The following is a 21,152-nucleotide window of genomic DNA, read 5'->3' on the forward strand; positions in this document are numbered from 1 at the left end:
TCGACGGCGCCACGCGGCCAGGAAGTTGACGAGCGATCAGCCAGTGACAGGTACATGACGGATGGGGGGGCGGGGGCATACCTTCGAACTTCCCGCACTCTCGGATCCGTACGGCTTCCGCACCGGTTCCGAGCCCCCACGAGTGAAGGAGAAGCATGTCCCTCTCCACATGGCTGAAGGCAGGCACCACCACCGCCGCGGTCGTCCTGGCCACCGCGACGGCGGCGACCGCCGCGCCCGCGCCCGCACCGGAACCGTCGACGGCGAGCGCGCAGGCGGCGGTGACACTGCGCTACGACGACAGCAGGGCCGGCGGCTGGGAGGCGGCCATCGCGGCCGGAGTCGCCTCCTGGAACGCGAACGTCGGCAACGTCAAGCTGGTCGAGGCCGCGCCGGGCACCCGGGCCGAGATCGTGATCGTGGCCACGACCGGCTGGCCCCAGGCCACTCTGGGCCCCGTCCGCCCGGGCCGGCAGGTCCGCGTCGAGCTCGGAAGCCAGGCGGTGACCCAGGGGTACGACAAGACCCGCATCGCCGCCCATGAACTCGGTCACAGCCTGGGTCTGCCCGACACCAAGCCCGGCCCGTGCTCACAGCTGATGTCGGGGTCGAGCGCCGGTACGAGCTGCACCAACGCGGTCCCGAACGCGACCGAGCGGGCCCGGGTGGAGTCCGCCTACGCCGGCGGGGCCGCCCTCCGGCTCCCCGCCGACGGCCGGGTCCTGGTGGACGCCCCGTAACCACCCCGCCACGGGTGCCCGACCGGGGACTTCACGGTCGGGCACCCGCATTTTTTGCGTCGTATGTCCCCTTTCGCACTGCTATCGCGCGTGAGACAGAGCACTCTCCGTGAGGCATTGCGCATGGATCCCCGAGGTCGGGGCAGGCGGCCCGACCGCCGGCGCAACCGGCAGGGGGATTCAAGGAAACGAAGGGCCAGACGCGACGTGACCGCAGAACAACAGACCATCCATGTGGGCGGAGAGTGGCGAGCCGCCGTCTCCGGCGCCACGCGCGACATCATCGACCCCGTCGACGCGACCGCCTTCGCCGTCGTGTCGGAGGGCGATGTCGCGGACACCGACGACGCCGTGGCCGCGGCGCGCGCCGCGTTCGACGACGGTGCCTGGCCGCGTACGCCGGTCGCCGAGCGGGCGAACCTGCTGCGGCGGGTCGCCGCCCTGCTCGAGCGCGATCGCGAGCGCATCGGTGCCCTGGAGAGCCAGGACGCGGGCAAGACGCTGGAGGAGGGCCGCGTCGACGTCGACTGCGTCCGCGACGCCTTCCGGTACTTCGCCGACCTCGTGGAGAGCGAGAGCGGCGCTCGCGTCGTCGACGCCGGATCGGACGAGATCCGCAGCGTCGTCGTGCACGAGCCCGTCGGGGTCTGCGCCCTGATCACGCCGTGGAACTACCCGCTGCTCCAGGCGAGCTGGAAGATCGCGCCCGCCCTCGCCGCCGGCAACACCTTCGTGATCAAGCCCAGCGAGATCACCCCGCTGAGCACGGTCGTCCTGGTCGAACTGCTCCTGGAGGCCGGTCTGCCGCTCGGCGCGGCCAACATCGTCACCGGCCCCGGCCACACCGTAGGCGCCCGGCTCGCCGAGCACCCCGACGTCGACCTCGTCTCGTTCACGGGCGGTCTCGTCAGCGGTACGAAGGTGGCCCACGCGGCCGCCGACAGCGTGAAGAAGGTCGCCCTCGAACTGGGCGGCAAGAACCCCAACGTCGTGTTCGCCGACGCCTGCGCGACGGCCGAGGGATTCGACACCGCCGTCGACCAGGCCCTCAACGCCGCCTTCATCCACAGCGGCCAGGTCTGCTCCGCCGGCTCCCGCCTCATCGTCGAGGAGCCGCTGCGCGAGCGCTTCGTCGCCGAACTCGCCCGAAGGGCCGAACTGATCCGGCTCGGCCGCGGCACCGACGCGGGCGTCGAGTGCGGACCGCTGGTCTCCGCGGCCCAGGTGGCGAGGACCGAGGAGTACGTGGCCTCCGCCCTCGGCGAAGGCGCCGTCCTCCGTGCCGGCGGCGAGCGACCGGCCGGTCCCGGCTACTTCTACCGGCCCACGGTCCTCGACCGGTGCCACCGCCGGATGCGGATCGTCCGCGAAGAGGTCTTCGGACCCGTCCTCACCGTGGAGACCTTCCGCACCGAGGAGGAGGCCGTCACCCTCGCCAACGACACCGAGTACGGCCTCGCCGGAGCGGTGTGGACGGCCGACGAGGCCCGTGCCCGGCGCGTCGCCGCCCGGCTGCGCCACGGCACCGTCTGGATCAACGACTTCCACCCCTACCTGCCGCAGGCGGAATGGGGCGGCTTCGGAAAGAGCGGCATCGGCCGCGAACTGGGCCCCAGCGGTCTCGCCGAGTACCGCGAGGCCAAGCACATCTACCAGAACCTCGCTCCGCGCCCCGTGCGCTGGTTCGCGGGCACGACGGAGAGGGACCAGGCATGAACGACCGGCACGTGTACGACTACGTCGTCGTGGGCGGCGGCACGGCGGGTTCGGTCATCGCCTCCCGGCTGACCGAGAACCCGGACGTCAGCGTCGCCGTCATCGAGGGCGGCCCCAGTGACGTCGGCCGTGACGACGTCCTCACCCTGCGCCGCTGGATGGGCCTGCTCGGCGGTGAGCTGGACTACGACTACCCGACGACCGAGCAGCCCCGCGGCAACTCGCACATCCGCCACAGCCGTGCGCGGGTGCTCGGCGGCTGTTCCTCGCACAACACCCTCATCGCCTTCAAGCCCCTGCCCTCCGACTGGGACGAGTGGGCCGAGGCCGGCGCCGAGGGCTGGGGCGCGCAGGCCATGGATCCGTACTTCTCCCGGCTGCGCAACAACATCGTGCCCGTCGACGAGGCCGACCGGAACGCGATCGCCCGGGACTTCGTCGACGCGGCGCAGACCACGCTCGGTGTGCCGCGCGTCGAGGGCTTCAACAGACGTCCCTTCCACGAGGGCGTCGGCTTCTTCGACCTCGCGTACCACCCGGAGAACAACAAGCGGTCGTCCGCCTCGGTCGCCTATCTGCACCCGTTCCTGGACCGGCCGAACCTGCACATCGCGCTGGAGACCTGGGCGTTCCGCCTCGAGTTCGAGGGCACCCGGGCCACCGGCGTGCACATCCGGACCAAGGAGGGCGACGAGCACGTCGTACGCGCCCGGCGCGAGGTCCTCGTCTGCGCCGGTGCCGTGGACACCCCGCGACTGCTGCTGCACTCCGGAGTCGGGCCCCGTGCCGACCTGGAGAAGCTCGGCATCCCCGTCGTGCACGACCTGCCGGGTGTCGGGGAGAACCTGCTCGACCACCCCGAGTCGGTCATCGTGTGGGAGACGCACGGCCCGATCCCGGAGAACTCCGCCATGGACTCCGACGCCGGCCTGTTCGTCCGCCGGGACCCGGAGTCCGAGGGGCCGGACCTGATGTTCCACTTCTACCAGATCCCGTTCACCGACAACCCCGAGCGCCTGGGCTACGAACGGCCCGCGCACGGCGTGTCGATGACCCCGAACATCCCCAAGCCGCGCAGCCGCGGCCGGCTCTACCTCACGAGCGCCGACCCCGAGGTCAAGCCCGCGCTGGACTTCCGGTACTTCACCGACGAGGACGACTACGACGGCCGGACCCTCGTCGACGGCATCCGCATCGCCCGGCAGATCGCGCAGAGCGAGCCGCTGGCCGGATGGCTGAAGCGCGAGGTGTGCCCGGGACCCGAGGTGACCTCCGACGAGGAACTCAGCGCGTACGCCCGCCAGGTCGCGCACACCGTCTACCACCCGGCCGGAACGTGCCGGATGGGGGCCGTCGACGACGAACTCGCCGTCGTCGCGCCCGATCTGAGGATCCGGGGCCTCGACGGCATCCGGATCGCCGACGCGTCCGTCTTCCCGACCATGACCGCCGTGAACCCGATGATCGGCGTGCTCATGGTCGGCGAGAAATGCGCCGACCTGCTGGGAGGCACGGTCCGATGAGTACTCCGCACACTTCGCCGCAGACCCCCGCCGACCCCGTCTTCTCCGTACGCGAGCTGTGGAAGGTCTTCGGTCCGAAGGCCGACCGCGTGCCCGCCGACCCCGAACTCGCGCAGCTCGACGCCGCCGAGCTGCGCGAGCGCACCGGCTGCACCGCGGCCGTCCGCGACGTCTCGTTCGACGTCCGCAAGGGCGAGGTCTTCGTCGTCATGGGCCTTTCCGGCTCGGGCAAGTCCACGCTCGTCCGCTGTCTGACCCGGCTCATCGAGCCGACCTCGGGCACGGTCGCCATCGACGGCGAGGACGTGCTCTCCATGGACACCGGGCGCCTGCGCGAGCTGCGCCGCCACCGGGCGTCGATGGTCTTCCAGCACTTCGGCCTGCTGCCGCACCGCACGGTGCTCGACAACGTCGCGTACGGCCTGGAGATCCAGGGTGTGGGGCGCGGCGAACGGCGCGAGCGGGCGGCGGAGTTCGTCTCCAAGGTGGGCCTGGACGGTATGGAGCACCGCAGGCCGAGCCAGTTGTCCGGTGGTCAGCAGCAGCGGGTCGGACTGGCCCGCGCGCTCGCCGTGGACCCCGAAGTCCTGCTGTTCGACGAGCCGTTCAGCGCGCTCGACCCGCTGATCCGCCGTGACATGCAGGAGGAGGTCGTCCGCCTGCACCGGGAGGAGGGACGCACGATGGTCTTCATCACGCACGACCTGAGCGAGGCGCTGAAGCTGGGCGACCGCATCGCGCTGATGCGCGACGGCCGGATCGTCCAGCTCGGTACGCCGGAGGAGATCGTGGGCGCCCCCGCCGACGACTACGTCCGGGACTTCGTCCGGGACGTGCCGCGCGAGCAGGTGCTGACCGTCCGCTCCGCGATGCGCCCGGCGCTCGCCGGCGAGCACGAGGCCGGCCCCTCGCTCGCCCCGAGCGCCACCGTGCACGAGGCCATCGAGGCGGTCGCCCGTACGGGCGAGAACGCGCGGATCGTCGAGGAGGGCAGGTGCCTGGGCGTGGTCGACCACGCGGGACTGCTCGGTGTCGTCGCCGGGGTCCCGGCCGCGCCGGGGAAGGCGGTGGCCTGATGTACGCCCATACGACCTGGCCGCCGCCGGGCGGCACAAGCGGTGCCCCGACCTCCGCGCCGGGTGACACGAGGGGTGCCGCCACCTGCGCGCCGGGCGGCGCGCGCGGCTTCTCCGTCCTGGCCGCGCGCCGCGACGGCACGGCCACCGGGCGGTGGGGCCGATGACCACCACCGTCACTCCCGTCCCTCCCGGCCCCACGGCCGCCCGTGACGCCGGGTCCGGTGCGCTGCGCGCCCTCGCGCGCCACCGCGGCCGGCTGATCGGTGCCGGCGCCGCCCTCGCGCTCGTCCTCGGCGCCGTACTCCTGGGCGGCGGCAGCTGGCCCTCGGGGCTCTCCGTCGACCTGTCCGGGCCGCTGGAGCGCACCAGCGACTGGATCATCGACAACCGCGACGGGCATCCGCTGTTCCTCTACTTCCTCGGGCACGTCAGCAACGTCGTGGTCGTGTCCGTCCGCGCGGTCTACCTGCTGCTGCTCGCCCTCGGCTGGGCCGGTGTCACCGCCGCCGCCGGTCTGGTGGCCTGGCGCGTCGCGGGCGTCCGTCTCGCGCTGACCTCCGTCGCCGGCTTCGCCGTGTGCGGAGTGCTCGGCATGTGGGTGCCCACGATGCAGACGCTCGCCCTGATGGTGGTCGCGGTGGCCGCGTCCGTGCTGCTCGGAGGCCTCCTCGGCCTCGCCGCGGGCCTGTCGGACCGGATGCACCGGATCCTGCGTCCGGTGCTCGACACCATGCAGGTGCTGCCGGCGTTCGCGTATCTGCTGCCCGTCGTCCTGGTCTTCGGTATCGGCGTGCCCGCGGCCGTCCTCGCGACCGTCGTCTACGCCGCCCCGCCCATGGCCCGTCTCACCGCGCTGGGGCTGCGCGGTGCGGACGCCGGGGTCATGGAGGCCGCCGCGTCGCTCGGCGCCACCGGGCGGCAGCGCCTGCTGACCGCCCGCCTTCCGCTGGCCCGCAAGGAGCTTCTGCTCGGCGTCAACCAGTCGATCATGATGGCGCTCGGCATGGCCGTGATCGCCTCGGTCATCGGCGCGGGCGGGCTCGGAGACCGGGTCTACCAGGCGCTGGCCTCCGTCGACGTCGGTGCCGCGCTCGCGGCCGGCGTGCCGATCGTGCTGCTCGCCGTGGTCCTCGACCGGGTCACCGCCGCGGCCGGAGACCGGATCGGCGCGGCGCCCGCCCGCCACGCCGGACTCGGCTGGGCCGTCGCTCTCGCGGTGACCGCCGTCGTCGCCGTCGCGGGCCGGCTGTCCGGCCGGCTCTCCTGGCCCGACACCTGGACGGTCGGCATCGCCGAGCCCGTCAACGGGGCGGTCGACTGGATGACCGCGCACCTCTACTCCGGCGTGCCGGTCGTCGGCGGCACCGCCGACTGGGCGGCACGGTTCACCACGTGGGTGCTCAACCCCCTGCGCGACGGCCTGCAGTGGCTGCCCTGGTGGGCGGTCCTGCTGACGGTCGGCGCGCTCGCCCTGCTCATCGGCACCTGGCGTACCGCCGCGACGGCCGTCCTCGCAATGGCGGCGATCGGGGTGCTCGGCGTCTGGGGCCCGGCGCTCGACACGCTGTCCCAGGTGCTGGCCGCCGTCGCCGTGACGCTGCTGCTCGGTGTCGCCCTGGGAGTCGCCGCGGCACGCAGCACCCGACTGGGGCGGGCGCTGCGGCCGGTGCTGGACGTCTTCCAGACGATGCCGCAGTTCGTGTACCTGATCCCCGTGGTCGCCCTGTTCGGCGTGGGCCGCGCCCCGGCGGTCGCGGCCGCCGTGGTCTACGCGCTGCCCGCCGTCGTACGGATCACCGCCCAGGGCGTGCGCGGAGTGGACCCGGCCGCGATGGAGTCCTCGCGCTCGCTGGGCGCGACCGGGCGTCAGCAGCTGTTCCAGGTCCAGCTGCCACTGGCCCGGCCCGCGTTGCTGCTCGCCGTCAACCAGGGCGTGGTGCTCGTGCTCGCCGTGGTCGTCATCGGCGGCCTGGTGGGCGGCGGCGCGCTCGGATACGACGCCGTCTTCGGTCTCGCCCAGGGTGACCTGGCGACCGGTCTGGTCGCCGGCGCGGCGATCGTCTGCCTCGGCCTGATGCTCGACCGCGTCACCCAGCCGACGGAACGCCGCGCACTCGCCGGAAAGGGGGCCTGAGAAATGGCTCGTACACGCATCGCCGCACTCGTGACCGCGGCCGCCCTGGCGGCCGGTCTCACCGGCTGCGGCGCCGCCGACATGACCCGCCAGGCCTCTCCGTACGCCGACGCGAAGGGGTCCCGCACCGTGACCCTGTCCGTGCAGTCGTGGGTGGGCGCGCAGGCCAACGTGGCCGTCGCCCAGTACCTGCTGGAGCACGAGCTCGGCTACCGGGTGGACACCGTCCAGATCGACGAGGTGCCCGCCTGGGACGCGCTCAGCCAGGGCCGGGTGGACGCCATCCTGGAGGACTGGGGCCACCCGGAGCAGGAGAAGCGGTACATCGACGACAAGGGGACGATCGAGCGCGGTGGCGATCTCGGGGTGACCGGCCACATCGGCTGGTTCGTACCGACGTACTTCGCCGAGAAGCACCCGGACGTCACCGACTGGAGGAACCTGGACAAGTACGCCGACGAGTTCCGTACCGCGGAGAGCGGTGGCAAGGGCCAGCTGCTGGACGGCTCCCCGTCCTACGTCACGAACGACAAGGCCCTCGTGAAGAACCTGGACCTCGACTACCAGGTCGTGTTCGCGGGCTCGGAGGCGGCGCAGATCACGCAGATCAAGCAGTTCGCCAAGGAGAAGAAGCCCTTCCTGAGCTACTGGTACAAGCCCCAGTGGCTCTTCGAGAGGGTGCCGATGACGGAGGTGAAGCTGCCCGCGTACAAGGAGGGCTGCGACGCCGAACCGGAGAAGGTGGCCTGCGCGTATCCGCACACGCCCCTGCAGAAGTTCCTCAACGCCCGCTTCGCGGACGGCGGAGGCGACGCCGCCGCCTTCCTGAAGAAGTTCCGCTGGACGACCGAGATGCAGAACGACGTCGCCCTGATGATCGCGGAGCAGAAGCTGTCGCCGCAGGAGGCGGCGGGTCGCTGGGTGAAGGAGAACGAGGCCACCTGGCGGGCCTGGATCCCGTCCTGACGCGGTCCGCGGCGGACCGGGCGCAGGCCCGGTCCGCCGCGGTCCGCCGCCCGCGGTTCCGCCGTGTCCCGCCCGGGCGGGGTACGGCTCAGTCCACGCCCCGTGGCTCGGGCTCCGCCGGCGAGACGCGTCGGCGGCGGGCGTACAGACGGCCGACGGGTTCGGTGCTCAGGCCGTGCAGCACGACGCTGACCATGACGGTGATCACCATCACGCGGGAGATGAAGTCACCGCCGCCGGCCGCCGGCAGCTCCACCGTGGCGAGGAGCCCGAAGACCACCGTGGTCACGCCCCGGGGCCCCATCCAGCCCAGGAAGAGCCGGTCGCTCAGGGACACGTCCGTACCGATCAGCACGAGCAGCACCGGCACGACACGGACCAGGGTGACGGCGAGGAGCCCGTAGAGGATGACGGAGAGGTGGAAGCCGTCCCAGAACTCGTCGTTGACCATCTGTCCGAAGAGGAACCACAGGGCGAGCGTCAGCAGGGTGACCAGGTCGTCGGTCATCTCCACGGCGTCCTTCGGCAACTGCCGCAGCGACGGGGCGAGGCAGACACCGGCGACGAAGGAGGCGACGAAACCGTTGCCTCCGAGCGCGGAGGACAGGGTGTACGCGGCGATCGGCACGCTCAGCACCGCGAGCCTCGTCGCGGCGGGCTGGGTCCAGCCCCTGGCCCAGGACCCGCGCAGCAGCCGGCCGGCCGCGTAGCCGACGAGTGATCCGGCTCCGAAGGCCCAGGCCGCCGCCGCGATCGCGTCGAGGACGGCCTCGGCGTAGTCGTCGCTCGCCGTGTGGGACTCGACGGCGGCGGCGACGCAGAGCAGGAACACCGGGGAGACGATTCCGTCGTTCAGGCCGCCCTCGACGTTGAGCACGTCCCGAAGACGCGCCGGGATGCGCTTGTCCCGGAGCACGGCGGCGGTGGGCGCGAGATCGAGCGGGACGACGACGGTCGCCAGCACCGCGAGCACCCATCCCGGCTGGTCGGGGAAGAAGGCGAGCGCGGTGAGGAAGGCGGCGGCCAGCGTGAGCGGGAGCGCGCCGCCGAGGAGTCGGACGACGACGCTCCGCTCCCGGCGGATGACCCCCTTGGGCACCTCGGTCGCGTCGACGAAGAGCAGGAGCGCGAGGACGACCTCCACGGCGTGCTCGAAGCCGGCCAGGTCGCCGAGGTCGAAGACGAGCGGCGGGTCGGAGCCGGCGGTGAGGGCGATGCCCGCGACCATCATGGCGATCGGCGCGGTGATGCTCCATCGCGCGAGCCGGTGCGACAGGACGCACCAGGTGAAGAGAATGCCCGCGATGACGGTGACGGCAAGCAAGAGCATCCGCGCTTTCGAAGGGGCCTCGGACAGACGCAGCGTACGGCCGTCGCCCCCGTCGGCCGGTGGGAGCACGCCGAAGGCGGCGCGCCCCACCCCCGAGCGGCCCCGTGACGCGCCGGGGCCGCTCGGGACGGGGGTCAGACGACGCCCTGAGCCGCCATCGCCCGAGCCACCTTCAGGAACCCGGCGACGTTGGCGCCGAGCACGTAGTCCTCCGCGTTGCCGCCGTACGCCTCGGCGGTGGACCGGCACTCGGCGTGGACGCCGCGCATGACCGTGGCGAGCCGCGCCTCCGTCTCCTCGAAGGACCAGCTGTCGCGGGCCGCGTTCTGCTGCATCTCCAGGGCCGACGTCGCCACGCCACCCGCGTTGGCGGCCTTGCCCGGGCCGAAGAGGACCCCCGCCTCCCGGAACACCTTCACCGCGTCCGGAGTACAGGGCATGTTCGCGCCCTCGGCGACGGCGAGGACACCGTGCTTGACCAGCGCGACGGCGTCGTCGCGGCCCAGCTCGTTCTGGGTCGCGCACGGCAGGGCGATGTCGCACGGGACGTCGTACACCGTGCCGCGGGCCGAGAAGCGGGCCGACGGCTTCGCCTCCGCGTAGGCGGAGATCCGGGCCCTGCGTACCTCCTTGACGTCCTTGAGCAGCTCCAGGTCGATGCCGTCCTCGTCGACCAGATACCCGGAGGAATCGCTGCAGGCCACGACCCGGCCGCCCAGGGCGTGCACCTTCTCGGCGGCGTAGACGGCCACGTTCCCCGAACCGGAGACCACCACCCGGCGTCCGTCGAGGCCGTCGCCGCGCGTGGTGAGCATCTCCTCGGCGAAGTAGACCGCGCCGTACCCCGTCGCCTCGGTACGGACGTGCGAGCCGCCCCAGCCGACCGGCTTTCCGGTGAGGACGCCGGACTCGTACCGGTTGGTGATCCGCTTGTACTGGCCGAAGAGATAGCCGATCTCCCGTGCCCCGACGCCGATGTCGCCCGCCGGTACGTCGGTGTGCTCGCCCAGGTGCCGGTACAGCTCGGTCATGAAGGACTGGCAGAAGCGCATGATCTCCGCGTCCGAGCGGCCCTTGGGGTCGAAGTCGGCGCCACCCTTGCCGCCGCCGATGGCCATGCCGGTCAGCGCGTTCTTGAAGATCTGCTCGAAACCGAGGAACTTCACGATGCCGAGGTTGACGCTCGGGTGGAACCGCAAGCCGCCCTTGTAGGGGCCGAGGGCGCTGTTGAACTCCACCCGGAAGCCGCGGTTCACCCGTACGGTGCCCTGGTCGTCGACCCACGGGACCCGGAAGAGCAGCTGCCGCTCCGGCTCGCAGAGCCGCTCCAGGATCCCGGTCTCCGCGAACTCCGGATGCCGTTCGAGGGCGGGTGCCAGGGAGTCGAGCACTTCGGCCGCCGCCTGGTGGAACTCCGCCTCCCCGGGGTTGCGTCGGCAGATCTCGGTGTAGACGGCCTCGATGTGCGCGCTGACGTGCATGCCTGGTGTCTCGCCTTCTGCTCGCCGAAAGTTCCGTCGCCCGCACCGCGTTGCCCGGTGGGGGCGACGTCCCGCAATTGTTGCCGGACGCGGTGGCCCGTGGGGCCGTTGGGGCGATCCGCGTTCGGTCGGGCGTCCGGACGGCATGCGGTGCCGGAACGCCGGGGAACGGGCGGGCGAACGGCGGCCGGACGGCGAGCGGGCCGGTCAGGAAGCGGCGGAGACGGTTTCGACGAAGTCGCCGACCTGGGCTTCGGGGAGTGTCCTATCGCCTGATTCGTTTCGTGGTCGGTCCTCCCCCGGCGACTGCCCCGCCCCGGAACCGGCAACCCTGCCGCCCCGGCGGATCGGGGAACGGGCGTCAGCCGGCCTCACACACGGCGCAGGCGCTTCGCCGCGGCGTCGAGCGAGCGGGGGCGCTCCGTCCGTGAGGGCCGCCGTGCCGCCGGGGTCAGGCCTTCCAGGCCTGGCGCACCTGGTCGCGGTGGGCGGCGAGCCAGGTGGCGAAGTCCTGCAGCGCGGGGTTGAGGTCACGGGCGGCGGTGAGGTCGCGGGCCCTGGTGTACGGCTCTTCGCAGTCGGCGAAGAACTGGAACATGTTCCCCGCCTCGTCCGCGCCGGGATGCCCCTGCGCCCGGTACGCGTCCGGCGTCAGGGGCCGGTACAGCACGGGCTCGCCGTGGGCGTCCCCGAGCGCGGAGGCGATGTCGGCGACCTTGAGGTGTTCCCCGGCGATGCTGACCGTGGCGGCGATGAGGTCCGTGCCCCGCTTGAGGATGGCCAGGGCGGTCCTGCCGATGTCGGCGGCGGCCATGCCCGAGAGCCGGTGGTCGCCCATGGGGAAGTTCAGCTGGAGGGTTCCGTCCTCGCCGCGCTGCGGGGTGAAGAAGTCGAAGAGGTTCTCCCAGTAGAAGGTGGTGCGCAGGAAGGTGGTCGGTACGCCCTCCTCGGTGAAGTACCGGTCGGCCTCCGCCTTGCCGTCGAAGTGCGGCACCTTGTAGTGCTCCTGGAGGGTGGGCATCCGGTCGTCGTCGAGCGGGATGCACGCGCGCGTGTCCTCCAGCGTGGACCAGACGGCGTGCTGCACACCCGCGTGCGAGGCCGCCCGGGCCAGCGCCAGGGCCTGGTCCTTCTCCCGGGCGGCGGACATGTGCTCCCAGAACGGGGTGACCAGGAAGGCCCCGTAGGCGTGCTCGAAGGCCGGGGCGAGGCTGGGCGGATCGTCCATGTCGGCCTGGACGATGTCGGTGACACCGAGGCGCTTCAGCTCCTGCGCCGCGTCGCCGCCGGGATGGCGGGTGACGGCCCGTACCGCGAACTCCTCGTCCGGGTCGGTCAGGATGGCGCGCACGAGTCCGCCGCCCTGGTTCCCGGTCGCCCCGACCACCGTGATGATCTTCTTCTCGGTCATGACTCGACTCGCCTCGCACCTGGCCGCGCGCGTCCACGTCTTCTCAGCGCGTGCCCGGGACGAGTGCCGGTATGCGTGCCGGTACGCGTCATGGGCCGCGTCAAGGGTGGTGGCCGCCTGGGTCTCTCCGGACGATCCGGACGATCCGGGGCTCGCCTACTCGGCGATCTCCGTACGCTCCCACCACTCGTACACCCGCAGGGTCCCCGCGGCGGTGTCCTCGCGGCGGGGGGTCTCCCTGAAGTGTTCGTATCCGCCGAGATGCGGAAGCTTCACGTCCTCGCCGGGGGTCTCGACCTGCACGATCCGCTCGGGGAGGTCGTCCGGCCCGCCCTCCAGAAACACCTTGTGCGACATGGCAGCAGTCTCACGTCCCCGGCCGGCCGCCGCACGCGGGAGACGCCTGTCGGGGGAACCCGCCGAGGGCCGGCCCGGCGGACGAGGCGGCCGTACGCGGGGCTTCCCCGCGTACGGCCGGTGGTCGTGGTGGTGTCGTCAGGCGGACGTCACGGGCGGATGACCAGGACGTTGCCCAGCGAGCGCTGACCCGTCGCGTCGGAGGGCCGGTTGACGATCCCCGACCGGGCGGTGGCGAGGACGCTGGAGCCGCCGCCGTCGAGGTTCATCGCCTCGCGCGCGCCGAGCTGCCTCATCAGCTGAGCGGCCTGCGCGACGCCGAGCCCCTCGCTGTAGCCGGCCTGCCGGCCGTCGACGACCACGAGCATCAGCCTGCCCAGCTCGTCCACACCGACCATCGAGCGCGGGTTGGCGCGCAGGGTCCAGTTGTACGTGAAGGTCTGGTCCGCGCCGTCCCTGATGATGCCGTCCGCCTGGGCGTTGACCGACACCTTCCCCTGACGTACCAGGGTCGGGCCGACCTGGAGGATCGTGGTGTCCGATGTGAGCGGCACCTGGCGCCCCCTGCCGTCCTCCACCCGCTCGGAGAACGTCAGTGTCTGCCCGACCACGGCGTGTTCCAGCAGCCACTGCGCGCTCGCGCCGGTCGCCTGGAGGGTCGACCCGCCGTCCGGCACGCTCGCGCCGCGCGAGGTGTTCACCGCCGTCACGCGGCCGGCGGCGTCGAGCACGGCCTCCGCGCCCGCACCGGCCGGCGGGGCGCCCCACTCGGGGGTGAAGCGCACCAGTTCGCTGTCGTCGGTGCACCTGAGGTCGTGCTGCGGCTTCTGTGTGGGCAGGTCGCCGCCGACACCACCGCAGTTCCAGACGTCGCCGGGCAGCCGGTTCACCCCGTCGACCTCGACGGTCTCCGTCCCGGCCTTGAGCGTCACATGGGCCGTGTAGGTGTCCACGGCGAAGGAGCGGCCGCCGTTGGTCACCTTGAGGCCGGACCGCCCTTGGGTCGCGGAGCCCAGCAGCCTGCCGTTCTTCACGTACAGGCCACCCGGCGCCTGGTTGTAGAACCACTGGCCGTTGATGCCGGCGAGCGCGCCGGTGGAGGCGATGAGGTCGGTCAGCTTCTCCGTGCCGTTGAGCTTGGGGCCGAAGTCCGTGCCCACGCTGCCCTTGAACGTACGGAAGTCCACCCGCAGCATGTGGACCTTCTGCGGCGCCCGCTTGTCGGTGCCGTCCTGCGCGGTGTACCGCGTACCGCCCGCGAATCCGGCGGACTTGACCAGGTTCAGATGTGCCGTCGCGTCGGCCTCGCTCGCGTGGAGGCCGACACGGACGGTCCAGCCGAGGGTTCCGGGACGACGGTCGGCGAAGGCCGGGGCGACGACCTCCTCGACGCGGGGCTCGAACCCCTTCTCACGCAGCGCCGTGGCCACCCGGTCGGCGGTGGCCCGGGGGCCGAGGGCCGTACCCGCGGAGGCGAGCGGACCGTCGGGGGTCGCGGGCAGATAGACGTGGACGGTCCACCGGTCGTCGGCGTCCTGCTTGCCGTACGTGGTGGTGGTCAGCGTCACGCCCGGTGCCACGGTGGTGTGCGCCGAAGGGGCGCTCGGGACGAACGGGTGCGCGACGACGGCGGCCGATGCTCTGGCGGCCGCGGAGCCCTGCGGCGGGGCCGCCTCCGCGACGGGCACCGCCGAAGCCGTGCCCAGAACCGTCGCAGCCGCCGCCAGGAGGGAGAGGGACTTGCGCTGCATGAGCGTCCTTCCGTCGTAGGAACGTAAGGCAAGGCAAAGCGCAGTCAGTTGCCGGGAGATGACTCGTAGTACAACAGACGAGGCAACTCGGTGGAAGGCTCCGCTCCAGGTGGGCGCGGGAGGACTCGACGCCGCGCGTGAGCCCCATGGCTCACACACCGTCATGACGAGTGCGCCCCCGAAAGGTTTCGGGGGCGGGAAGGTGCGGTGCCGCGGAGCGCACCGGGGCCACGGCCGTCGACAGCCTGTAGCCGGCGTGGAGTTCGGGAACGTGTCGGGGATTGGCCATGACGCCCTAAACGTGCGGCGCCCCGTAGAAGGGGTGGAACACCGCGTTTTCACAGGCGATATGGACGTACGCGCCGATTTGCGGCGATGCACGTGGATCGGGTGTCCGGACGCGCAGAAGCGCGGCGGCTCCCCGGATCACCGGGGAGCCGCCGCGTCAGGAAGAGGTCCGCTCAGTCGGTACTGCCCTCCCCGTTCTTCCCGTTCTCCCCGTTCTCCCCGTGGGCCGCCTCGCTCCGGGCCTGGGCTCGGCGGCCCACGACGGCGGCGGCCGCCAGGGCGCTGCCGAGGAACGCGGTGGCGACGACCCAGGGGCGGTCCACGACGTGGCCGGTGGCGTGGTCGAGGGAGTAGCGGCCGGCGCCCGCGACGCCGATGGCGGCCGCCGTGAAGCCGAGGAAGGCCGGGTACTCGAAGCCGCCGCTCTGGGCGAAGAAGCCGGCCGGGGCGTGGACGGAGACCGCGCCCGCCATCGCTCCGGCCGCGGCGGCGCCGGCCGCGGGGGTGGCCAGGCCGAGGGCGAGCAGCACCCCGCCGCCCGTCTCGCCGAGTCCCGCGGCGATCGCGCTCTCGCGGGGTGGGTGGAAGCCCATCGCCTCCATCGCCTTCGCCGTCCCCTCCACTCCGCCGCCCCCGAACCAGCCGAGCAGCTTCTGCGTGCCGTGCGCGACGAGGACGGCGCCGGTACCGAGCCGGAGGGCGAGAAGCCCGAGGTCGCGTCGGTTGAGGGTGGTCATCTGTGGTCTCCCTGGGCAGAGCCGAAGCCGTACGACTTCCACTCTCACCTCTGCGGGCGCCGAGGCCGATGCGTTGTTGCTCCATACAGGGACGGCGGCGAGGTGGGCGCCCGCCCGGAGGCGGCCCCCGGCGCATGCGCTACATTTTGCCGGTCCTTGACCGCGATCATTCACGATCCATCCCCTCGGAGCCGGCAACACATGAGCGACATCGTCAACGGCCTCGGCCGGGCCTCCGCCTACGGCGCCCTCGGCGTGGTGCTGCTGATTCTGGGCATCGTCCTCGTGGACCTGCTCACGCCGGGGAAGCTCGGCCGGCAGATCTGGGAGGAGCGCAACCGCAATGCCGCGACGCTCCTGAGCTCCGCGCTGCTCGGCATCGGCGGCATCGTCTTCACCTCCATATGGACGACGTACGACGACTTCGGCAAGGGCCTCGCCTCGACGGCCGCCTTCGGGCTCCTCGGCCTCGTGATGATGGCCGTGGCGTTCCTGGTCGTGGACCTGGTCACGCCGGGCAAGCTCGGTGCCACCCTCGTGGACCCGCAGCCCCACCCGGCCGTCTGGGTCACGGCCTCGTGCAATATCGCGGTCTCGGCGATCGTCTCCGCCTCCATCGCCTGAACCGACCGGGCACGAGCCGCACCGCGCCGCCTCTTGCGTCCCTTCAGTGCCCCCTCGGTGCCCCTTCAGTGCGCCATCGGCTCGACTTCGAGGAACCGCCTGCGGCGCGGCCCCCGGTAGAGCAGCGCCTCCCAGCCGAGCCGCTCCAGGACGGGTACGCACGCGCCCAGGGCGGACTCCTCCGCCTGGGCCGCGCCGCCCCCGGGCGGCCCCGCCCACTCCACGACCGCGGTGCCGGGCCGCTCACCGGCCGTGACCCGGTAGCCGGTCGCCGTCCGGGCCCCCGAGGCGTCGACCGCGGAGGGCGCGACACCGGCCGCCTCCAGCGCGAGCGCCACCGCGCGGACGGGCTGCTTCCGCTCCCAATCGGCCGGGTGCAGCCGTGGATCGCCGCCTCCCCGGCCGCCGGTCAGCCGCCGTATCTGCAGCAGCCCTTCGACCGCGGCCCGTACCTCACGGGATCTCTGTTCCCTGTCGCCCTCCGGCAGCGGCGGGTCGTCGCCCGTCGCCGCCTCGAAGGTCCCCCGGTTCGTCGTCATACCCCCACGCTAGGACCCGCCTCCGACAGCCGCGCTCAGCGCTGGCTGCGTCCGCTCGTCACGGCGTAGTACTGCAGGTCCTGCCTGGCGACCGGCCGTCGGACCGGGTAGCGCGTCGTGACCTGCGTCGTGGCCGTCCCGGCCCGTACGACGGTCGCGGAGCTGTGGCCCGTACGGAGCGGGAACAGGTGCGCGTGCACACCGGACGGCGCCCGGTAGGCGCTCTCCCGGTCCCCGGTCCGCGCGCGGACGTCCGCGGGGGCCGTGAGGAAGGAGAGCACCTCGACGGTGTCGCGGGGGGCCGCAGTGCCCTCGCGGGGCCGTATCACCTGCGGCTGGCGGGCGGCGGGCGGGAGGTCGTCGGCGAACTGGATGCGTGAGGTCAGATAGAGGGTGTCGCGCAGGATCCTCGGCCAGGCACCGGTCTTGAACCGCGTCAGGTAGTAGGAGGCGAGGTCCAGATAGGCGTAGCCGTTGTGCAGGGACGGCGCGACGTGGGTGCCTTCGGAGTAGTCGTTCCAGGTGGTGAGCTGGACCCAGTCGGCGTCGGATTCGATGGCGGCCGCCCAGCTCGCGCGCAGGGTCTCGGTGTTGCCCGCCTCGTCGTAGACGCCCTGGTTGGGGCGGGTGTCCTGGACGGAGACCGGCTGCATCCAGATCTTCCCGAGGCGGTGGGCCCGTTCGGCGTCCGCCACCGCCCCCGCCTGGCGGGCGGCGCTGCGGGCGCCCCACTCGGAGAACCCGTGGCTGATCGCCGCGTACGCGTCCCGCTCCTGTGTGAAGTCGAGGAAGAGCGGGACGAGGGCGGTGCGGATGCCGTGCCGGGTCTCCAGTTCGGCCGTCATCCGCCGCCACCAGCCGGGGTCCTTCTCCTCGGCCTTGAACGGGGAGACGACGAGCCGGCCGTCCGGGAGCCGGTGGGCCGAGGGATTCCGGGCCAGTTGCGCGAGCGAATCGGCGAGGCCTTCGGGGGTGGTCGACGTCAGGGAGGTCATGTCCGGCATGAGCTGGATCCGGAAGCCCGGGTCCTCCTCGTGGGCGGCGCGGAGCAGCAACTCGGCGCGGTCCCGGTTGCGCCCGGTCGCGGAGAGCAGATCGAGGGTGAAGCCGTCGAGTCCCGCGTCGCGGGCGGTGCGGACCTCCTGGCGCAGATGGGCCAGTTCCCAGTCCCCGGTCTCGGGCGCAGCCGGGAGCGGACGGTCGCGCAGCAGCCCTCCGTACGCCTGGTGCCGGCCCTTCTCGCCTTCCGCGGTGAGGTAGTTGCGCGCGTAGTAGTCGCGGTCGGCGGGCTCGTTGTCCAGGGAGAGCGGGTACGGCGTGAAGTAGTGGGCGAAGACCAGCTTGCCCGAGCGGCGCAGTTCGGAGGTGGGCGGCAGGTCGAAGGGGAGGGCGGTGCTGTACGCCTCGGGGGACGTGCCGGTCGCCTCTGCTGGGGCGTTCGCGCGGAGCGAGTTCGCCGCGCCGATGCCGGCGAGGGCCCCGGCGAGGAGTACGCCCAGGGCGACGGCCGGGGCGAGGCGACGCCGCCCCGGGGCCCGGTGGGTCCGGGCGGAGGACTTGTCCGCCATGGGCGTCCTTAGGGTCGGTCGCGGCCTTCACGGGGCCGCGGGCTGGCTGTAGTACAGCCGATGGCGGACGGCGGAACAACCACCGTCGGGCGTGTGGCGCGGGGGCCGCGCGAGCCTACGACGTACCGCTTCCGAGGCGGTCGGTGCGGTGACTTGCGACGTACGCGGCCAGGGTGTCGTTCCGCATCGCCGCCCACAACGCGTCGGATTTCGGCCGGTCGAGGAGGACGACGGACTGGCCCTTGACGGTGTCGGTGCGGGCGACGGGCGCGTTCATGAAGACCATGTCGCCGGGCCTCACCGACCGGTTGTCCCAGAGGAGTTCGCGCAGGTCGGCGTCGCTGAGCCGGTCGTCGACGCTGACGCTCGCGGTGAGGGTATCGAGCAGTTCGGCGGCCCGGACGGGATTGGTGAGGTTGCGCGTGGTCATCGTCCTGGTGAGGACGGCGCGCAGGAAGTTCTGCTGGCGGTGGGTGCGGTCGAAGTCGCCGCGGGGAAGGTTCTTGCGCTCGCGGACGTAGACGAGCGCCTCGGTGCCGTTCATGTGGCGGACCGTGCCGTCCACCCGGAGGTCGACCCCGCCGACCGCGTCGGTGAGTTCCTTGAATCCCTCCCAGTCGATGATCGCGAGGTGGTCGACGCGAACGTCGGTGAGGCGCTGGACGGTGTCGATGAGCAGCGGCGGACCGCCCCAGGAGAAGGCGGCGTTGAGCTTGGCCGTGCCGTGTCCGGGGATGTCGACCCACGAGTCGCGGGGCAGCGAGACGACGTAGGCGTTGGAGTGGTCGGCGGGGAGGTGGACCAGCATCATCGTGTCGCTGCGCTGGGCTCCGTACGTCCAGGACGGCGCCTTGGCGTCGCGCCCGGTGGTGGGCAGGTCGGAGCGGCTGTCGACGCCGACGAGGAGGAAGGTTTCACCGCCCTTGGAGGGAGCGGGCTGTTCCGCCGGCGGGAGGTGGGTCGGGAACGCACCCGGAATGCGGTCGACCTTCCCGGTGTAGTGCTCGACCGCCCACCAGCCCGCGCCGCCGACCATCAGAACCCCGACGCCGAGCAGGGCCAGGGCCGCCAACAGGACGCGCTTCGGGCTCACTCGGCGCTTCCGGGGTGTGACGGAGGGTGTGCTTTCCGCCACACTGCCGGCTCTCTCCCCCACCGTGACCTCGTCCCCCTCCGACACGTTCCCACCCCTTCTCTCCACGCCTCACGTGCGCCAACTCCCTTTGACCAGACGTATCATGCGCCCGGCCGTGACCACACCGGCACTCATGTCACGAGATGAATACGCCATCACCTTCTGAGGTCGTTCGCGTGAACTGCAGCGGACGTGCGCGCGTATGTCGTACTGTTCCGGCGTTGCGACGCTTGTTCGTCGATCAGGGGGTCGACGAACAAGGTGGCGAACGTCGACACGTGCCTGGGGGGTACATGTGGCATGCGCGCACATCTGAGACCAACTCCGCGCGAACCGCGGCCGATTCGAGCGTTACGACGACGCGTCCTCGCGCCAAGGCGCGCTGGTATCCCGTCGCCGCGCTGACCGTCGACGTGCTCGGCGTGGGGCTGCCCGTCGCGCTGATCCTGCACGTCGAGCGCCAGCCGTACGCCCATGCCAGCGCTCTCGTGGCCGCCTTCGCGTGGGCGGCGGTACGGTCGCTGCGCCGGCGGTACGCGCGGCGCGAACTCGGCGAGTCACGGGGCAGTCTGCCCGTCCTGCACGACTGGCTGATCCTGCTCGGGGTCCTCGCCGTGCTGCGGGCCGCCGCCGATCTGCACCACCCTGCACTTCTCTGTCTCGTCGTGCTGCTCCCGGCGCCGGTACTCACCCTGGTCTGTTCGAAGCTGACGTGGCATCACCTGGTGGCGGCGCGCCGGGAGGCGCAGGTGGTGACCCGTGTGCTGGTACTCGGCGAGCCCGCCGCCGCCGGTGACGTCGCCGAGCATCTCGCCGGGCGGACCGAGCACCCGTACGTGGTGGTCGGTGTCGTCGCGATCGGCGAGGGCGCCGTCCGTACCGGCGCGCCCGTCGCGGCACGGCTCGGCGTCGCGATGCCGCAGACCGCTGACGGCGACACCCGGGAGGTGCTGGCCGCCGCCCGCGAGCTGGAGGCGGACGTCGTCCTGGTCGCGGCGGGCCCCCTGATGGCGGGCGAGCGGCTGCGCAGGCTCTCCTGGGGTCTGCACGACGCCGGGACCGAACTCGCCCTGGCCCCGGGCCTGGTGGAGTGCGCGGTCAAGCGGCTCGAGACCACGTCGGCCGCCGGTCTGGCGCTGCTCCGGATCGCTCCCCCGCTGCGCAGCGGGGTGCAGCCGCTCCTGAAGTCCGTGCTGGACCGGGCCGGCGCCGGGCTCGGCCTGCTCCTGCTGTCGCCGGCCTTCCTGGCGATCGGCGCCGCCGTCCGGCTCGGCTCGGCCGGCCCGGTCTTCTACCGGCAGGTGCGGATAGGCCAGGACCGGGCGCCGTTCGTGATGTGGAAGTTCCGCACGATGTTCCTGGACGCCGACGCCCGCAAGGCGGAGCTGGAGCGCTCCAACGAGCACGACGGGCTGATGTTCAAGATGCGGCGCGATCCGCGCGTGACCCGCGTGGGCCGGCTGCTTCGCCGTACCTCGCTCGACGAACTGCCCCAGCTGATCAACGTGTTGCTCGGTTCGATGTCCCTGGTCGGGCCGCGCCCGCCGCTGCCGGAGGAGGTCGACCGGTACGGGGACGTGGAGCTGCGGCGCCTCGCGGTGCGGCCGGGGATGACGGGGCTGTGGCAGATCAGCGGCCGCTCGGACCTGTCGTGGGACGAGACGGTCGAGCTCGATCTGCACTATGTCGACAACTGGTCGTTCACGAGTGACGTGGATGTCATGGCCCGTACGTTCCGCGCCGTCGTCGACGGTCGCGGAGCGTACTGACGGG

General features: G+C 72.3%; 17 protein-coding genes. 8 read left to right on the forward strand and 9 right to left on the reverse strand.

Features of this window, described 5'->3' with window-relative positions:
• Nucleotides 1-155: 155 nt before the first annotated feature.
• The 6 genes from ACFVGW_RS00835 (at nucleotide 156) to ACFVGW_RS00860 (ending at nucleotide 8,158) form a co-directional block, all read left to right on the forward strand.
• Entirely contained in the window at nucleotides 156-740 is a 585-nt protein-coding gene (locus ACFVGW_RS00835; protein ID WP_385850176.1) for a snapalysin family zinc-dependent metalloprotease, read from the forward strand.
• A gap of 207 nt (nucleotides 741-947) precedes the next feature.
• Complete coding sequence (locus ACFVGW_RS00840; RefSeq protein WP_385850177.1) at nucleotides 948-2,456, forward strand: aldehyde dehydrogenase family protein; 1,509 nt, start codon at nucleotides 948-950, stop codon at nucleotides 2,454-2,456.
• The gene (locus tag ACFVGW_RS00845; protein ID WP_385850178.1) at nucleotides 2,453-3,979 is read left to right on the forward strand and encodes a GMC family oxidoreductase; all 1,527 of its coding nucleotides are present in this window, start codon (nucleotides 2,453-2,455) and stop codon (nucleotides 3,977-3,979) included. Before ACFVGW_RS00840 ends, ACFVGW_RS00845 begins: the two co-directional genes overlap by 4 nt.
• Complete coding sequence (locus tag ACFVGW_RS00850; RefSeq protein ID WP_385850179.1) at nucleotides 3,976-5,055, forward strand: glycine betaine/L-proline ABC transporter ATP-binding protein; 1,080 nt, start codon at nucleotides 3,976-3,978, stop codon at nucleotides 5,053-5,055. Before ACFVGW_RS00845 ends, ACFVGW_RS00850 begins: the two co-directional genes overlap by 4 nt.
• 163 nt (nucleotides 5,056-5,218) lie before the next feature.
• Nucleotides 5,219-7,192: an ABC transporter permease gene (locus tag ACFVGW_RS00855; protein WP_385850180.1), complete on the forward strand. Its 1,974-nt coding sequence runs from the start codon at nucleotides 5,219-5,221 to the stop codon at nucleotides 7,190-7,192.
• Between the two features lie 3 nt (nucleotides 7,193-7,195).
• Nucleotides 7,196-8,158 carry an ABC transporter substrate-binding protein gene (locus ACFVGW_RS00860; protein ID WP_352189384.1) on the forward strand — a complete coding sequence of 321 codons (963 nt, stop codon included), beginning with the start codon at nucleotides 7,196-7,198 and terminating at the stop codon, nucleotides 8,156-8,158.
• A gap of 88 nt (nucleotides 8,159-8,246) precedes the next feature.
• Here ACFVGW_RS00860 and ACFVGW_RS00865 read toward each other — a convergent pair whose 3' ends face one another.
• The 6 genes from ACFVGW_RS00865 to ACFVGW_RS00890 form a co-directional block, all read right to left on the reverse strand.
• Nucleotides 8,247-9,488 (reverse strand): cation:proton antiporter, encoded by a 1,242-nt coding sequence (locus ACFVGW_RS00865; protein WP_385850181.1) that lies wholly within the window; start codon nucleotides 9,486-9,488, stop codon nucleotides 8,247-8,249.
• A gap of 134 nt (nucleotides 9,489-9,622) precedes the next feature.
• Nucleotides 9,623-10,969: an NADP-specific glutamate dehydrogenase gene (gdhA, locus tag ACFVGW_RS00870; RefSeq protein WP_385850182.1), complete on the reverse strand. Its 1,347-nt coding sequence runs from the start codon at nucleotides 10,967-10,969 to the stop codon at nucleotides 9,623-9,625.
• Nucleotides 10,970-11,420: 451 nt separating this feature from the next.
• Complete coding sequence (locus ACFVGW_RS00875; RefSeq protein WP_385850183.1) at nucleotides 11,421-12,380, reverse strand: NmrA/HSCARG family protein; 960 nt, start codon at nucleotides 12,378-12,380, stop codon at nucleotides 11,421-11,423.
• A gap of 156 nt (nucleotides 12,381-12,536) precedes the next feature.
• The gene (locus tag ACFVGW_RS00880; protein ID WP_385850184.1) at nucleotides 12,537-12,737 is read right to left on the reverse strand and encodes a DUF5988 family protein; all 201 of its coding nucleotides are present in this window, start codon (nucleotides 12,735-12,737) and stop codon (nucleotides 12,537-12,539) included.
• Nucleotides 12,738-12,886: 149 nt separating this feature from the next.
• The gene (locus tag ACFVGW_RS00885) at nucleotides 12,887-14,488 is read right to left on the reverse strand and encodes a phosphodiester glycosidase family protein (RefSeq protein ID WP_385850185.1); all 1,602 of its coding nucleotides are present in this window, start codon (nucleotides 14,486-14,488) and stop codon (nucleotides 12,887-12,889) included.
• 461 nt (nucleotides 14,489-14,949) lie between these two features.
• Nucleotides 14,950-15,513 (reverse strand): DoxX family protein, encoded by a 564-nt coding sequence (locus ACFVGW_RS00890; RefSeq protein WP_385850186.1) that lies wholly within the window; start codon nucleotides 15,511-15,513, stop codon nucleotides 14,950-14,952.
• 201 nt (nucleotides 15,514-15,714) lie between these two features.
• On the opposite strand from ACFVGW_RS00890, the gene ACFVGW_RS00895 reads away from it, so the two are divergent.
• Nucleotides 15,715-16,137 carry a DUF350 domain-containing protein gene (locus ACFVGW_RS00895; RefSeq protein WP_385850187.1) on the forward strand — a complete coding sequence of 141 codons (423 nt, stop codon included), beginning with the start codon at nucleotides 15,715-15,717 and terminating at the stop codon, nucleotides 16,135-16,137.
• A gap of 65 nt (nucleotides 16,138-16,202) precedes the next feature.
• On the opposite strand, the gene ACFVGW_RS00900 is transcribed toward ACFVGW_RS00895, so the two are convergent.
• The 3 genes from ACFVGW_RS00900 to ACFVGW_RS00910 form a co-directional block, all read right to left on the reverse strand.
• Nucleotides 16,203-16,676 (reverse strand): hypothetical protein, encoded by a 474-nt coding sequence (locus ACFVGW_RS00900; RefSeq protein WP_385850188.1) that lies wholly within the window; start codon nucleotides 16,674-16,676, stop codon nucleotides 16,203-16,205.
• A 35-nt stretch (nucleotides 16,677-16,711) separates the two neighbouring features.
• A complete protein-coding gene (locus ACFVGW_RS00905) occupies nucleotides 16,712-18,244 on the reverse strand; it encodes a glycoside hydrolase family 71 protein (protein ID WP_385850189.1) in 1,533 nt (510 codons plus the stop codon).
• A gap of 115 nt (nucleotides 18,245-18,359) precedes the next feature.
• The gene (locus ACFVGW_RS00910; RefSeq protein WP_385850190.1) at nucleotides 18,360-19,337 is read right to left on the reverse strand and encodes an LCP family protein; all 978 of its coding nucleotides are present in this window, start codon (nucleotides 19,335-19,337) and stop codon (nucleotides 18,360-18,362) included.
• Between the two features lie 335 nt (nucleotides 19,338-19,672).
• Here ACFVGW_RS00910 and ACFVGW_RS00915 point away from each other — a divergent pair, with 335 nt between their 5' ends.
• Entirely contained in the window at nucleotides 19,673-21,148 is a 1,476-nt protein-coding gene (locus ACFVGW_RS00915) for a sugar transferase (protein ID WP_385850191.1), read from the forward strand.
• Nucleotides 21,149-21,152: the final 4 nt, after the last annotated feature.

The organism is Streptomyces sp. NPDC127129 (genome assembly GCF_042671585.1).
In the GTDB taxonomy this organism is placed as follows: Bacteria; Actinomycetota; Actinomycetes; order Streptomycetales; family Streptomycetaceae; genus Streptomyces.